The sequence below is a fragment of the Melissococcus plutonius ATCC 35311 genome (genome assembly GCF_000270185.1).
Classification (GTDB): domain Bacteria; phylum Bacillota; class Bacilli; order Lactobacillales; family Enterococcaceae; genus Melissococcus; species Melissococcus plutonius.
Genome location: NC_015516.1, coordinates 977,018 through 993,043, shown reverse-complemented (window position 1 = coordinate 993,043; position 16,026 = coordinate 977,018). Strand labels below are relative to the sequence as shown.

Genomic DNA, 16,026 nt, shown 5'->3' with positions numbered 1-16,026 from the left:
AATTCAGAAAATTCTTTATTTTGTATTACTAAATCCATTTTTTAGTTAAATGAATATAAAATCGTTTGGCTAGTTCAACTGTAATTAAATAAGCACCCACAATGATGATAAGCCAAAGCCAATAGTTTGCAGGAAGTTTCACAAAGCCGATTGCCTTTCTAATCGGTGTTAAAACAATCAATAATCCTAACAAAATAGCTAAAAAACTTGTTAATGTTACCTGCCATGAAGCAAAACTTTGAATAAATGGAATTTTTTTGGTTCGCAATATATGGACAACAAGTACCTGACTGGTTAAGCCAACAACAAACCAACCTGTTTGAAATAAATGTTGTGTAGCAACCGAATTTGCATGAAAAACAAACCACATGACAAGATAAGTAATGATATCAAAAATACTACTAACTGGACCAATACATATGGTAAATTGAGCTAATTCCTTCGTATTCCAACGAACAGGATGCATCAATTCATTTTTATCTACATGATCCCAAGGAATGGATAATTGTGCCATATCATAAATCAAATTTTGAATTAATAATTGAAGAGACATCATTGGTAAAAATGGTAAAAAAGCACTTGCTACCAAAATAGAAAAAACATTTCCAAAGTTTGAACTAATGGTAATTTTTATATACTTCATCATATTACTAAAGACTTCTCGTCCTCTTGATACCCCATCTGCTAAAACATCTAAACTTTTTTCTAATAAAATAATTGAACTTGCATCTTTTGTAATATCAGCAGCAGTATCGACAGAAATGCCCACATCTGCTTTTCTTAATGCAGGTGCATCGTTAATGCCATCACCCATGAATCCAACCGTATGATGATTTTCTTGTAAAGTTGCAATAATTTTTGATTTTTGCATGGGATTTAATTTTGCAAATAAATTGGTTTGTTCTACCTCAGTTTTTAATTGCTGATCTGTCATTTGTTCAATCTGTGTGCCTAATAGGACATGAGCAACTTCAATCCCAACATCTTTACATACCTTTTTAGCAACAATATCATTATCTCCGGTTAATACCTTGACATTAATCCCATGTTCTTGCAAAGATCTAATTGCAGTAGTGGCTGATTTTTTGGCAGGATCTAAAAAACCCATAAATCCGATTAGCGTCATACCTTTTTCATCATTCGTTGAATAGGTAGGATCACTATGTACATCCTTTTTTACAGCCACAGCTAACACACGCATCCCTTGTTCATTCATTCTGACATTTATCGTATGCATTTTTTGTTGTAAATCCGGTGTTAATACTTCAATCTTGCCATTAATTTTTGCATGTGTACATATATCTTTCATTTCTTCTACAGCACCCTTTGTAATCATTAATTGATGATCATCCGCATTAATAACAACTGTCAACCGACGCCGAGAAAAATCAAAAGGAATTTCGTCTAATTTCGTTATTTTTTTAAATGGAATTTTTCGTTTTTTTCTTTATAAAAATTAATTACAGCAATATCCATTAAATTTTTCCAACCCGTTTGGTAATAAGAATTCAAATAGGTAATATCTAGAACTTCATCATCTGTTTCTCCAAAGGGATTTAAATGTTGTACAAGGACGACCCTATCCTCTGTAATTGTTCCAGTTTTGTCGGTGCATAAAACATCCATTCCTCCTAGATTTTGAATAGAAGAAAGTTCTTTAACAATTACTTTATGTTTAGATAGATTAAGTGCTCCCTTTGCTAGATTGCTTGTCACAATTACTGGCAACATTTCAGGTGTAAGTCCGACTGCAACAGCAATTGCAAAGAAGAAAGCATCTGTCCATTGTCCTTTTGTGATTCCATTGATTAAAAAAACAATTGGAAAAAGAATAGCGACCATCCTCAATAAAAATTTACTAACCTTTGTCAAACCTTGATCAAAAGCTGTCTTTCCACGATTTACCGTTGCATTTTTTGCAATATCACCAAAAAAAGTATTCTCACCTGTTTTAAGAATAATTGCTTTTCCTTGGCCGCTTAAAATATCTGTTCCCATAAAAACAAGATCTTTCATATCTAAAGCAGAAATATCCTTTTTAGATTTATCAATACCCGCATCTACAAATTTTTCAACCGGCATAGATTCACCAGTTAATGAAGATTGGTTAACAAATAAATCTTTTGTCCAAATTAAAACAGCATCTGCTGGAATCATATCTCCTGTAGCCAATGTAACAATATCTCCTGGAACAATTTCATCCATAGGAATTTCTTTTGTTTGACCTTCACGTGTAACAGCAGCCGTATTTTCAATCAATTCTTTTAAATTTTGACTGGCTATTTGTGAACGGTATTCTTGAATAAAAGAAATCATAACACTCGCTAAAATCATCACAGCCATGACAATTACAGCTTCAAAATCTCGTGTTAGGGCAGAAATTATCATTAATAAGACTAATACATAAACAAATGGATCTTCGAATGATTTTAAAAACATAATAATTGCTGGCGTTGGTTTTTGTGCAGAAACTACATTCGGACCATTTTCATGCAATCGTTTAGCAGCATCGGCATTTGATAGTCCCTTTTGCGATGTCCTAAATTCCATCATCAACTCTCTTTCTGATAGCCCAACTAATTTTCTTAATTCTTCATCTTTTTTTGTATTTTGACTTGTTTTATTTGATTGTTTATTGCTCATGACTTTCCCCTTATTCTTTGTTTTATTGAAAAAAGACTGTATGCTATTTTTTATTTATGCCCTAAATATTTGAATTCATTGAGCAGTTTTATTGAAAAAGCAAGATAAACTACAGACTGGCAAATCATTATAAATTATTCAAGTAGATAGTGATTGATTTAGTATTTAATCTTTTTTATTTGGTCTTCCATATTATATAAATTAACGAATAAATCTGCTTATTTATTTCTATCTTCTGAATTGATAGTTAGCTATGCCTTTTAAATCATCATAGTTCATCCAGATATACCTGTCAAAAAAAATACCTATTACTTATTGCTAGCTATTTCACTGTTTCTTCAACAAAAAATAGACATAGGAATCTTTCCTATGTCTATTTTTAATTATTATTAAAAATTTAAAAATAAGGGAATATTTAATCAATTGCTAGCTCAATTACGCATTAAAAATACAAATAGATAACTTCTATTAAGAAATTTCGGTATCTGGAAGTTCTTTAATATAGTTATACACCTGTTTTCCAGCGATACTTCCATCACCAACAGCTGTTGTAATTTGCCTTAATTGTTTATAACGAACATCACCAACGGCATAAACACCAGAAATTGTTGTTCGCATCTCTTCATCTGTTACAATCCAACCTTCTTCATTTGTCAAGCCAATTTCCTTAAAAGGATCTGTTAATGGATCTAAACCAACATAAATAAACACACCATCTACTTCATGTTCATTGACTGTTTCGGTTTCGACATTCCTCAATCGTGCACCAGTTACCTTCATGTTATTCCCGGTAATCTCTTCTAAAACGCTATTCCATTCAAAAGCAATCTTATCATTAGCAAAAGCACGATCTTGAATAATCTTTTGTGCTCTTAATTCATCACGACGATGAACAATCGTCACCTTTGAAGCAAATTGTGTTAAATAAATTGCTTCTTCCACTGCCGAATCACCGCCTCCGATTACCATTAAATGCTTATTTTTGAAAAAAGCGCCATCACAAACTGCACAATAGGATACACCACGACCCGCATAATCTTCTTCACCTTTAACTCCTAATTTCCGATGAATACAACCTGTAGCAATTACAACCGTTTTTCCTTTATAAGTTTGATCTTCACAAACAACTTCCTTATACTCTTTATGATCTTTAATAGCCGTGACAATTCCATAAGCATTTTTAGTACCAAATTTTTCTAAATTTTCATACATTTTATAAGCTAATTCTGGCCCCATAATTGAGCTGAATCCAGGGTAATTTTCAACCTCTGCTGTATTATTCATCTGCCCACCAGGAGCGCCTCTTTCAATAACTAAAACAGATAGATTTGAACGAGCTGCATATAATGCAGTTGTCATTCCTGCTGGTCCGGCACCAATTATAATTACATCATACATTTATTGTTCCTCCAAAACATTCTTCAATTACAATTACTTTACCTTTTATCTTCATAATTGTCTACTGTTCTGCTTATTCTTACTATTTTTCAGTCATTTTCTGATCATTGTCATTACTAGCTGTATTCTATCTAAATGAATGATTCATAAATAAAATTATTTCAATTAAAAAATAAAAAATGAGCTTTAAAAGCTCATTTGCTCTAAATCATTAAAAAGGAAGAAAATTATTTTTTTTCTTCTTTTCCTGATTGGTTTTTCATTTGCTGCATCATTTGTCGAATTTTTTTCTCTGAAGGTTTTTGTCCCATTGATACCATCATCATTCGCAACATATCTTCATTCACAGGAGGATTCTTTTTGAAATAATCTTTCATATATTTACGGGCAAGAAAAAAGCCCCCAACTCCTCCTGCCAAGAAAGCAATAAGCGCAACAATAATTCCAATTGCAAATGGCATATAAAAATCTCACCTTTCCTGAACATTTGCTCTCAATTATTATTTTACTAGAAAGAAAGAAAAAAAGAAAGTTATTTTATTACATTACTAAAATAATAGACAACATTTAAGCTATTTATCATTCTTTATTAATGAACATTACCACATAATAAAATAAATGTGAAAACTTATTCACAAAATTACTGCCTTTCTTAACAAATGACTAACTTCTAAATGAAGAATTAATTTAATAATCACAAATAATTGAGTAAATAAGTAATAGCAAATATACTAATTCTCTTTTTTTCATTCACCTTTATTGTGTTTGAATTTTAATAAGCAAATTTGGGTCAAAGACCTGCGTCTTCAACATGGCTAATTTAAATTTATAAGGAGATTTACTTATTTTTTTATCTGAGCCTACATTTACATAAGGCGTTTCAAGGATTTTTGGCAATGTAGAAAATATTTCATGATGGACAATTTTATTTAAGGCAGAGAACCCAATTGTACCAAATCCTATGTTTGCATGCCGATCTTTATGTGAATTAATTGGATTTTTTGAATCATTTATATGAACTACTTTCAAACGTTCTAATCCAATTATTTTATCAAATTCCACCAAAACACCTTCAAAATCATTTTTGATATCATAACATACATCATACACATGACAAGTATCAAAAGTGACAGATAATTTTTCATTCAAAGAAACACCATCCATAATTACTGCTAGTTCATCAAATGTTTTACCAATTTCACTACCCTTACCAGCCATCGCTTCTAAAGAAATTTGTGGTAGTTGATCTTTCCAAAGTACTTCATTTAATCCCTTAATAATTTGCTTGATACCCCATTTTGATCCTGCACCAACATGGGCACCAGGATGAAACGTTATTTGTTTGGCTCCCAAGGCTTCTGCTCGTTTGATTTCTTGATATAAAAATTCAATAGCAAAAGCAAAATTTTTCATATTAAATGTATTTCCCAAATTAATTATATAAGGAGCGTGGACAACTAGCTGTTTTATTTGATGTTTTTTCATATAGTTTTTTCCAGCGGCAATGTTCATTTCCTCTATAGGTTTCCTTTTCGTATTTTGAGGTGAACCAGTATAAATCATTAAAGTTGTCGCTCCATAACTAGCCGCTTCCTCAGCCGATCCTAAAAGCATCTTTTTTCCTTTCATACTTACATGTGAACCAAGTAGCATTATCTTCACCACTTTTCCCTATCATTTTTTCAAGCGTAACGGATAACGAATTAAAATTCAATTCTTTTTATATTGGCCTTTGATCAACTGATCGCTATCTGAAACAGCCTAACTTATCGACTAAACCCTATATGCGATCTATCTATTTAATGTAATTTTTGTTATAATGTATCATATCATATTGAATTTCCTATCTTGTATTGGAGTGAATCATTTGAAAAATCAGACACCACGACCTCAACATTTTCATAAAAAAACAAATGAAAATGAAGGTTCTTTTATTTTCCATGTTTTTATTCGTGTACTTCATTCCCTATTTGTCTTCGCAGTAATTCTGATTATCTTGGGAAGTGCACTTGGCATGGGAATTGGCGTTGGTTACTTTGCCTATTTGGTAAAAGATACACACTTGCCTACAAAGACAGAAATAAGGAAAGAACTCAATAATGTTTCTGAAGTGTCACGTATGAATTATTCAGATGGTTCAACGATTGCTATGATCCAATCTGATATCGTTAGAACAAAAGTAAAAAGTAATCAAATTTCACCCTTAATCAAAAAAGCTGTTATTTCTACTGAAGATAAATACTTTTATAAACATAAAGGGGTCGTACCAAAAGCTGTTATACGTGCTCTCATATCAGAAAGTACATCTGGAAGTTCTTCAGGTGGTTCAACACTAACACAGCAATTGGTAAAACAACAAATTTTATCAAACGAAACAACATTCAAACGTAAAGCAAACGAAATTTTATTAGCTACCCAGGTTGAAAAATACCTTTCTAAAGATGAAATACTCACTACTTATTTAAATGTTTCTCCATTTGGCCGTAACAATCGAGGGGATAATATCGCTGGGATTGAAGAGGCTGCCCAGGGATTATTTGGTAAAAGCGCTGATCATCTATCTTTACCACAAGCAGCTTTTATTGCTGGACTACCACAAAGCCCTATTACCTATACTCCTTATACAAATACAGGACAATTAAAAAATAATCTAACTTTAGGCATTAAGCGTAAAGATTTTGTATTATTTAACATGTATAAAGAAAAATTTATTACAAAAAAAGAATATCTTTCAGCAAAAAAATATGATCTTAGAAAAGATTTTTTACATACAGAACAATCAACAACAGAAAAACGTGGATTTCTCTATTATACGGTTTTAGATGAAGCAACAAAATTAATCATGCAAAAAAATCTTGAGAAAAACAAATTAAAAATAAATGATTTAGATACAGTAACTAAAAATCAATATGAGGAACAAGCTTATAAAGAAATTGAGACTCAGGGATATACCATTCAATCAACGATCGATCCAACGATTCATAATGCCATGCAAAATGCTGTATTTGCCTATGGTAGTTCTCTTGATATAAGTATGACTCCAGTTGAAACAGGAAATGTTTTAATGGATAATACGACTGGAAAAATCTATGGTTTTGTTGCTGGTCGTGACTACTCAGTTAATCAAAATAATCATGCATTTAATTCCAAAAGACAGATTGGTTCAACAATCAAACCGTTATCCGTTTATGCTCCAGCCATTGACCAAGGCTTGATTGGTAGTGAAAGCCGCTTAGCCAATTATCCTATTACCTATAAAGATGGGAAACCTTTAGAAAATGCTGGGAATAAGGGAACAAACACTTTTGATACTGTCCGAACGGCTTTAAATTATTCCTATAATATTCCGGTCTATAACTTAAATGAAGCAATGAAAAAAGAAATGAACAATAATCAGTTTGCCTATGATCATTATTTAAGTAAGATGAATTATCCTGAAGATGAAAAATGGGGATATGAATCTGCTCCGCTTGGAACCGTTGAAACTAATGTGGTAACACAAACCAATGGCTTTCAAACATTAGCAAATGGTGGAAAATATCAAGAAGCCTATCTAATTGATAAAATTTTAGATAGAAATGGTCATCCTGTCTATGAACATCATGATACATCAATGCAAGTATACTCACCTGCAACAGCTTCAATTATGAATGATTTATTGCGTTCTGTCATAGATTCTAAGATTACTACACCATTTAAACCAGCCATTACTAGCTTAAATAGCGATTTAGATAAAATTGATTGGACAGGAAAGACTGGAACAACTAATGATTATAGAGATGCTTGGTTAATCATTTCATCACCAACCTTTACATTAGGAACATGGACCGGCCATGATGATAATACACCACTGTCTCCAAATAGCGGTAATAATACAGGTGTTTATGTAGCAAATTTAGTTAATGCTATCTATAATGCCAATCCTAACTTATTCGACACCAAAAAACGTTTTACCTTAACAAAAGACGTTATAAAAGCCAAGGTTTCTGACTTAACTGGTGAAAAACCAGGAAAATTCACCTATAAAGGTAAAAACTATACTATTCAGGGTCCTACCAAAGATTCATACTATACTAAAAAAAGCATACCAAATAGTCAATATAAATTTGGTTATGGTGGAACAGATGATAACTACAAAGGTTATTGGAATAAACATATGAAATAAGTAATCATAAAAAGCTTTAATCTTTTATGGAGAAAAAAACGCAATAAAATTGATTGTATCATCAATTTTATTGCGTTTTTGATTTATTTATAGACAAAATTAAATTCAATAGTCGGTCAGTTCCCATTTAGAAAACTACCAATTATTGAATTTAATGGAATATTGAATTAGTTCGTTGACTCTTTTCTATCAATACTATAAGGTAGAATGATCCTTTTTTCTTCTACTTCTTCTTTATTCATTAATTTAGTTAAAAGACGCATAGCAACGGCACCAATATCGTATAAAGGTTGTGAAATACTTGTCAAACGTGGACGTGTCACTTCCGTTAATAATGAGTTGTTACTTGTGATAATCTCAAATTCTTCAGGTACCTTTATTCCCTTATCTAATAAACCATCAAGTAAGCCAACTGCTAGTTCGTCATCTGTGATATAAGCTGCTGTAGCTTGACTATTTTGAATACGATCTGTTAAATTAATACCTTCTTTAAATTTGTATTTTGCTTCAAAAACCAATCCTTCATTATAAGTTAGATTATTTTCAGCTAAAGCTTCTTTATATCCTCGTATGCGATTCTGGCCATTAATTGGATCGATTAATGCACCACTAATGAATGCTATTTTTTTATGACCATTCTTAGCCAATAAATTAACAGCATCTTTTGTAGCTGCTTCATAGTCAATATTTACACTGCCAACCTGATTATCAGGATCAACTGAACCAGCCAAAACAACTGGCGTTTTAGAACGAGAAAATTCACCACGAATATCATCTGTAATATGATGTCCCATAAAAATAATGCCATCTACTTGCTTTGCTAATAGATTATTTAATACGTTTACTTCTTTTTGATCATTCCCATCTGAATTAGCCAAGATGATGTTATATTTGTACATTGTTGCAACATCATCTATTCCTCTTGCAAGTGAAGAAAAAAAGACATTACTGACATCAGGAATAATGACGCCAATGGTTGTTGTTTTTTTGCTTGCCAAGCCACGTGCAACTGCATTGGGTCTATAATCTAATCGATCAATAACTTCGAGAACTTTTTTACGTGTAGCTGGTTTTACATTAGGATTACCATTTACTACACGAGAAACAGTTGCCATAGAAACATTTGCTTCACGTGCAACATCATAAATAGTGATTGTTTGCTTTTCCATACTATTCTCCTAAATCTTAAAATTATTTTCAGAAAACGTTATTTACATTTCTTCTTAAGAATAACAAATTCTTTGTTATTTTGCAACCGTTTTATATTATTTTCATGAAATTTTATTTTATATTTCTATCAACATTTTATTTCTATTCATGGTATGATAATAGTTAGAATTTGGAAAGAAGGTCGGATAATGTGAATCAAACAAAAATGGATGATTTAAGAAAATGGATGATTAGTGAACAAATTGACTTTACTTATGTCTGTGAACCTAGGCACGTTGCTTATTTTTCCGGATATGAAAGTGATCCACATGAACGTGTACTTGCTTTATTTTTAGCTGTTAATGAAGAAGAATCCTTTTTATTTACTCCTGCTTTAGAAGTTGAAGAAGCAAAAAATAGTTCATGGAATGCACCTGTTTATGGCTATTTAGACAGTGAAAATCCTTGGGAAAAAATTGCTCAACTGCTACAAAAAAGGAATTCAGCTCCAACAATTGCCTTTGAAAAAGATGTCCTTTCTGTAGATAGATTTGATCAGTTAAAAAATTATTTACCTTCAGCTAATCTAACAAAAAATGCCACACCTGTTATCGAAAAGCTACAATTAATAAAAACACAGAATGAGATTGACCGATTAATGGCTGCTGGTGATTGGGCAGATAAAGCTTTGTTGATTGGTTTCAATGCTATTCAAGATGGGGCTTCTGAACAAGAGATTGTAGCAGAAATCGAATACCAATTAAAACGTCAAGGTGTTTTATCTATGAGTTTCGATACATTGGTTTTAACTGGAAAAAATGCAGCAAATCCACATGGTACACCTGGGAATACACTTGTTGCTCCCCACCAGCTCGTTCTTTTTGATTTAGGAGTTATCTGGGATGGTTATTGTAGTGATGTATCAAGAACTGTCAGCTTTAAAGAGACGAATGATTTCCAAAAAGAAATCTATCAGTTAGTCTTAACTGCGCAACTTAAAGCTATCGAAGCAGTTAAACCAGGGATTACTGCAAGTGAACTGGACAGTATTGCCCGTAATGTTATTACTGAAGCTGGATATGGTGAATATTTCAACCATCGCCTTGGTCATGGTATTGGATCAATCGTTCATGAGTATCCTTCGATTATTACAGGAAACGATCTAGTTATAGAAGAAGGTATGTGTTTCTCAATTGAACCCGGTGTGTATATTCCAGAAAATATAGGGGTACGGATTGAAGATTGTCTTCATGTAACAAAAACAGGTTGTGAATTATTTACAAAAACACCAAAAGAACTATTGATATTTGATTAGAATTCTAAAAAACCATTCTCTTGCTGAATCTATTTTATTCTTCAACAAGAGAATGGTTTTTTATTAAACAATTCATGGTATTTAATATTTGCTATGCTAAGATTAATCCTTATTTTCTGTTTCAAACATTTCTTTTGAAACGTCTTTTATTGTTTGTCTTGCTTCCTTTGCTCCTTCTGAAACAAATTTCTTTGCTTTTTCAGCAGAATCTTTTACATCAATATAAATATCATCAGAAGTATCTTTTGCTTTATTTTTAAGTTGTTCTGCATGATGATCAACACTTTTTGTTGCCTCTTTAAAATGATTAGATAATTCATCTGTTTTTTCTTTAAATTGATTAAATTGATCTTCTAATTCATCTTCATCATCAGCTCGATAAACTGTTGGTTTGATTGCTTCTCTCATTTGATCATTAAAATCGTTTGTTTGGCATTTTGTTTTTTCTGTAAATTCAGAAGTCTTCTCCATTGCAGAATTTGCATAATTCATTGCTATATCTTTCAAATCATCTGTCTGTTCTGCTAGATCTTTTCTTAATTCTTTGCCAGATTTAGGTGCAAACAATAAAGCAGTCATGGCTGCTGCCGTTCCACCAATAAATGCGCCTAGGAAAAACCTATTTTTTTTGCCATACTAACTCCTCCAATTATTTATTTTTAGGTTTCAATACACGATAGGCTGCTTTACCCATTTTTGTCATAAAGCCAGCTTTTGTCGTAAAACTCCCCACTGAACCTACCCGTCTAAAGAAGTTCTTGCCTGAGTAATTCAACTCAGAAACACTCTCACTTAAATCAGCAACGGCAGTAAATAAGGGATCAATTTTTACCATCTTTTGATTAATATCATTCAATAATTCATTACTTTTAGCAAGCATACCTTCAACTTGATAGGTAAGAGCTGTTATATCTTTTGTAATAACTTCAATTGTTTTATTTGTTTCTTCAACTGTCTGTGATGCTTGGTCCATAATTTTATAAACTTTTAATAAAATAATTACTAGAAATATTACCAAGACTACAAATGCAAGTGCAGCTATTAAAGCAGCCATTTCACCAACTGTCATCTATTTGCTCCCTTCTGCTGATAATTGATACTTTTAGGATAACATCAACTGCTTTTTTTTAACAACTCAAAATAATAAATTTTACTATCGTTTATAAAAAATAAAATATCAATCGTTATTTTGTTAGAATTTAATTTTTTATTTGATTTTGTAAATATTATGCTCATTTTTTATTATCTACTATTTTTTAGTAAGATAACTAGTGAAAGGTAGCTGAACTATTTTTCCTGATTTTATTGAAATTGTATTAGCAATTTTTTATAATTCATATTTCTTTTAAATTAAAATAAGATATCAAAACAGAAATATTATAAATTTATTTCTGTATTGATATCTTATTTTTCAGAGTTGTTTTTAATTTTATGATTTGTTATCTGTCTTTTTTGTTTTGTCTTCTTTGGATAATTGAATTCCTGTATCGATAATAAATTGACGCAAGTTATCTTTTACTTCTGGATGAACAAGGCCATATTCAATACTTGTTTTTAAAAAGCCAAATTTATCACCAACATCAAATCGTTTACCCACAAACTCTCTGGCAAATACACGTTGCGTTCTGTTCAATGTATCAATGGCATCAGTTAACTGAATTTCATTTCCAGCTCCGGGTTTTTGTGTTTCTAAAATTTCAAATATTTCAGGCGTCAGTAAATAACGACCAATAATTGCTAAATCACTAGGTGCGTTTTCAGGTTTTGGTTTTTCAACAAAATTATGAACATTATATAATCCCTTAGCAATTTCCTGCTCAGGATCAATAATTCCATATTTTGAAGTTTCCATATGGGGAACTTTCATAACAGCAATTGTTGATGCGTGTGTATTTTCATAATCATTCATTAGTTGTTTTGATAATGGTATCTTATCTTTCATGATGTCATCACCAAGCATAACAATAAATGGCTCATTTCCAACAAAAGCCTTTGCCTGAAGTACAGCATGTCCTAGTCCCATAGGATGAGATTGACGAATAAAATGTAAGTTTACATCTGTCGTTTCTTCCACCAATTTTAATAGGTCTGTTTTATTTTTTTGTCGTAAATTACTTTCTAACTCAAAATTTGCATCGAAATGATCTTCAATTGGTCGTTTAGCTTTTCCAGTTACAATTAAGATATCTTCAATTCCTGAAGCTAAAGCTTCCTCAACAATAAATTGAATCGTTGGTTTGTCAACAATTGGTAACATTTCCTTAGCGATTGCTTTGGTTGCAGGTAAAAAACGGGTACCTAATCCTGCTGCTGGAATAACGGCTTTTCTTACTTTCATTTATTTATATCCTCCTTATAAGGTAAATTCATTTTCAGTTTTTCCATTTCTTAACATAATTTCTTCAGCGGCCTTTTTCACATCTGCATTGTTATAAAGAACATTATAGATAGCATGCGTAATGGGCATTTCTATATTTAATGTATTAGAAAGCTCATACGCTGCCTTGGTCGTTGTTACTCCCTCAATGACCATACCCATATTGTCTAAAACTTCTTTTAATTCATGTCCTTTTCCTAGCAAATTCCCAGCTCGCCAATTTCTCGAATAAACACTTGTACAAGTAACAATCAAATCACCAACACCGCTCAATCCAATGAAGGTAAGTGGATTAGCACCCATAGCCACACCTAAACGACTAATTTCAGCTAAACCACGTGTCATAATAGCTGCTTTAGCATTATCGCCAAATCCAAGTCCATAAATAGCACCAGCTCCTAAAGCAATAATATTTTTTAGAGCTGCTCCTGTCTCAACACCTACTATATCATTATTTGTATAAACACGAAAATAATTATTCATAAATAATCTTTGCACATACTCAGCATTTTTCTCATTAATACTTGCAGCTGTAATTGTTGTAATATCATGTACAGCTACTTCTTCTGCATGACTTGGTCCAGATAAAGCAACAATTCCTTTGCGTTTTTCTTCATGAATTTCTTCTGCCAGTATTTCTGAAATACGTTTGTGGGAATCTTGTTCCAATCCCTTACTGGCATGAATAATTAGAGGTTGATTTTTACATAATTCAGCTACTTGTCTAGCAACAGTACGAATAGCATTTGTGGGTAATACAAATAAAATCACGTCTGCACCATCTATGCATTCTTTTAAAGAAACCGTACCTTTTATTGAAGTGGGGAGTACGATATCTGATAAATAATGTTTATTCGTATGAGATAAGTTAATTTCTTCTATTTGTTCTTTGTTATTTCCCCAAAGCCAAACTTCCTGATCATTTTCCGCTAATACCTGGGCAAGTGCGCTTCCCCATGAACCAGGTCCTAATACGGCAATTTTTTGTTTTATCAATAAAAAACTCCCTTTCGCTATGTAAAAGTAAAAATAGTCTTTCTTATTTTATCATATCTTCTATTTTTAACAAAAAAATAATTCAATTCACACAATATTATTTTGTATTCTTTCATAATCATTTAAGTTTTTTGTCTTTCTCCGTACGTAAATGATGATGAGCACACTAATAAATATAATAAACGATAAAACTTGTGAGATTCTTATATTATTAAATAGGTAAAGGCTATCTGTTCGCATCCCCTCAATGAAAAAGCGACCAAATGCATACCACCCAATATAACTTAAAAAGACTTCTCCCTGCTTAAAAAAATGTTTTTTTCTCCTTAGTAAGATGAGTAGACAAAAACCTAACAAACTCCAGCATGATTCATATAAGAAAGTTGGTTGACGGTAGAAACCATCCATTTTCATATTCGTGATGATAAAATTAGGTAAATGAAGATTACTTAAAAAAGCATGAGTTGTTTTCGGTCCATAGGCTTCATGGTTCATAAAATTTCCCCAACGTCCAATCGCTTGTGCTAGCAAAACACTTGGTGCAGCAATATCTAAAAATGTCCATGGAGAAATAAATCGCTGATAAGTAAAAATTAATAAAGCAATTCCACCACCAATTAATCCTCCATAGATCGCTAATCCACCATTTCTTGTTAGAAATATTTCAAGTGGATTGTTTATGTAATCCTGCCACTTAAAAGCAACGTAATAAAGTCTAGCACCAATAATGGCACTTGGAAGTCCCCAAAGCATAAAATCAATAACATCATCCGATTTTAAACCGACACGAACCGCTTCCCTACTACTTAACCAGACCCCAATAAAAATTCCTGAAACAATGATCACTGCATACCAGTAAATAGAAATACCAAATAAACGAAAAGCCACAGGATTTAATTGTAAAATCATTGAACAAACTCCTTTCTTTTCTATAAGGTTGAGTTTTCTTCAATTAGTTTTGTCAATCTATCTTCAAAAACTTTTGTTGCATCATATCCAATTGTTTTCGCACGAAAATTCATTGCAGCTACTTCGATAATGATTGCCACATTACGGCCAGTTTTCACAGGAATTTTTATTTGTGGAACATTCACTTTAGCGATTTCTACTACTTCATCATCTGTTCCTAAACGATCATATTTTTTATCTTTTTCCCAACTTTCTAAATTCATTACTAATTGAATTTGCATTGATCCACGAACAGCACTTGCGCCAAAAAGATTCATTACATCAATAATTCCAACACCTCTGATTTCAATTAAATGTTGTAAAATTTTTGGTGGTTCACCAATAATAGTCAATTCATCTTTTTGGTAAACATCGACCCGATCATCTGCAATTAAACGATGGCCTCGTTTAATTAATTCTAATGCAGTTTCACTTTTACCAATGCCGCTATCTCCCTGAATGAGTACACCTAACCCATAAACATCGACTAAAACGCCATGTACACTGGTTCTTACTGCTAAACGACCATCTAAATAGTTAGAAATTGCACCAGAAAGTCTTGAAGTTGAGATTGGTGAACGTAGAATCGTTATTTCTTTTTCTTTAGCTGCTTGAATCATTTCCTTAGGAACAGTTAATCCTCTAGAGATAATAAAAGCAGGCGTGTCTTCTTCACATAAACGACGCATCACTAGTAAACGTTCTTCTGGAATCATTCGCTCAGCAAATGTAATTTCCTTACTACCAAATAATTGTAAACGATCATGAGAATAATAATTAAAATAACCCGTTAATTCTAATCCAGGTCGTGAAATGTCACTAGTTGTAATTTCCCTATTCAAACTTTCTTTGTTTCCATAGACAACTTCTAATGAAAGCTTGTTGACTAGTTCATAAATCTTTACAACTTCTTTCATATTAACATTCAATCCTTTCCGCTCTCTGTCTTATTTTATCATTTCATGAAAAAAGTTGCTAGTTATTATTTAATTGTCATAAAAGTAGGACACCTGTATGAAATAAATAGAAATAAAC

11 protein-coding genes and 2 pseudogenes are annotated in these 16,026 nt (G+C 32.0%); 2 read left to right on the top strand and 11 right to left on the bottom strand.

Annotated elements, in window-relative coordinates; translation table 11 throughout:
* Positions 1-28 precede the first annotated feature (28 nt).
* The 4 genes and pseudogenes from mgtA to MPTP_RS04195 all read right to left on the bottom strand — a co-directional run bounded on the left by mgtA (position 29) and on the right by MPTP_RS04195 (position 5,694).
* Positions 29-2,643, bottom strand: a pseudogene (gene mgtA / locus MPTP_RS04210) (magnesium-translocating P-type ATPase).
* A 468-nt stretch (positions 2,644-3,111) separates the two neighbouring features.
* Positions 3,112-4,041: a thioredoxin-disulfide reductase gene (trxB, locus tag MPTP_RS04205; protein ID WP_013773839.1), complete on the bottom strand. Its 930-nt coding sequence runs from the start codon at positions 4,039-4,041 to the stop codon at positions 3,112-3,114.
* 227 nt (positions 4,042-4,268) lie between these two features.
* A complete protein-coding gene (locus MPTP_RS04200; RefSeq protein WP_013773838.1) occupies positions 4,269-4,502 on the bottom strand; it encodes a YneF family protein in 234 nt (77 codons plus the stop codon).
* A gap of 295 nt (positions 4,503-4,797) precedes the next feature.
* A complete protein-coding gene (locus MPTP_RS04195; RefSeq protein WP_013773837.1) occupies positions 4,798-5,694 on the bottom strand; it encodes a deoxyribonuclease IV in 897 nt (298 codons plus the stop codon).
* Positions 5,695-5,860: 166 nt separating this feature from the next.
* Between MPTP_RS04195 and MPTP_RS04190 the strand changes: the two genes are divergently transcribed.
* Positions 5,861-8,206: a transglycosylase domain-containing protein gene (locus MPTP_RS04190; protein WP_048589775.1), complete on the top strand. Its 2,346-nt coding sequence runs from the start codon at positions 5,861-5,863 to the stop codon at positions 8,204-8,206.
* A 167-nt stretch (positions 8,207-8,373) separates the two neighbouring features.
* Here MPTP_RS04190 and ccpA read toward each other — a convergent pair whose 3' ends face one another.
* Positions 8,374-9,375 carry a catabolite control protein A gene (gene ccpA / locus MPTP_RS04185; protein WP_013773835.1) on the bottom strand — a complete coding sequence of 334 codons (1,002 nt, stop codon included), beginning with the start codon at positions 9,373-9,375 and terminating at the stop codon, positions 8,374-8,376.
* A 191-nt stretch (positions 9,376-9,566) separates the two neighbouring features.
* On the opposite strand from ccpA, the gene MPTP_RS04180 reads away from it, so the two are divergent.
* Positions 9,567-10,670, top strand: a complete 1,104-nt coding sequence (locus MPTP_RS04180) for an aminopeptidase P family protein (RefSeq protein ID WP_013773834.1) — start codon at positions 9,567-9,569, stop codon at positions 10,668-10,670.
* Between the two features lie 102 nt (positions 10,671-10,772).
* Here MPTP_RS04180 and MPTP_RS04175 read toward each other — a convergent pair.
* The 6 genes and pseudogenes from MPTP_RS04175 to hprK form a co-directional block, all read right to left on the bottom strand.
* A pseudogene (locus MPTP_RS04175) lies at positions 10,773-11,273 on the bottom strand (YtxH domain-containing protein); the annotation flags it as partial.
* A gap of 46 nt (positions 11,274-11,319) precedes the next feature.
* A complete protein-coding gene (locus MPTP_RS04170) occupies positions 11,320-11,739 on the bottom strand; it encodes a DUF948 domain-containing protein (RefSeq protein ID WP_013773832.1) in 420 nt (139 codons plus the stop codon).
* A gap of 360 nt (positions 11,740-12,099) precedes the next feature.
* Positions 12,100-13,008 (bottom strand): UTP--glucose-1-phosphate uridylyltransferase GalU, encoded by a 909-nt coding sequence (gene galU, locus MPTP_RS04165; RefSeq protein ID WP_013773831.1) that lies wholly within the window; start codon positions 13,006-13,008, stop codon positions 12,100-12,102.
* A 15-nt stretch (positions 13,009-13,023) separates the two neighbouring features.
* Positions 13,024-14,040 (bottom strand): NAD(P)H-dependent glycerol-3-phosphate dehydrogenase, encoded by a 1,017-nt coding sequence (locus MPTP_RS04160; RefSeq protein WP_099046197.1) that lies wholly within the window; start codon positions 14,038-14,040, stop codon positions 13,024-13,026.
* Positions 14,041-14,130: 90 nt separating this feature from the next.
* Positions 14,131-14,952, bottom strand: a complete 822-nt coding sequence (gene lgt / locus MPTP_RS04155) for a prolipoprotein diacylglyceryl transferase (protein WP_013773829.1) — start codon at positions 14,950-14,952, stop codon at positions 14,131-14,133.
* A gap of 20 nt (positions 14,953-14,972) precedes the next feature.
* On the bottom strand, positions 14,973-15,908 hold the full coding sequence (hprK, locus tag MPTP_RS04150) for an HPr(Ser) kinase/phosphatase (protein ID WP_013773828.1): 936 nt from the start codon (positions 15,906-15,908) through the stop codon (positions 14,973-14,975).
* Positions 15,909-16,026 lie beyond the last annotated feature (118 nt).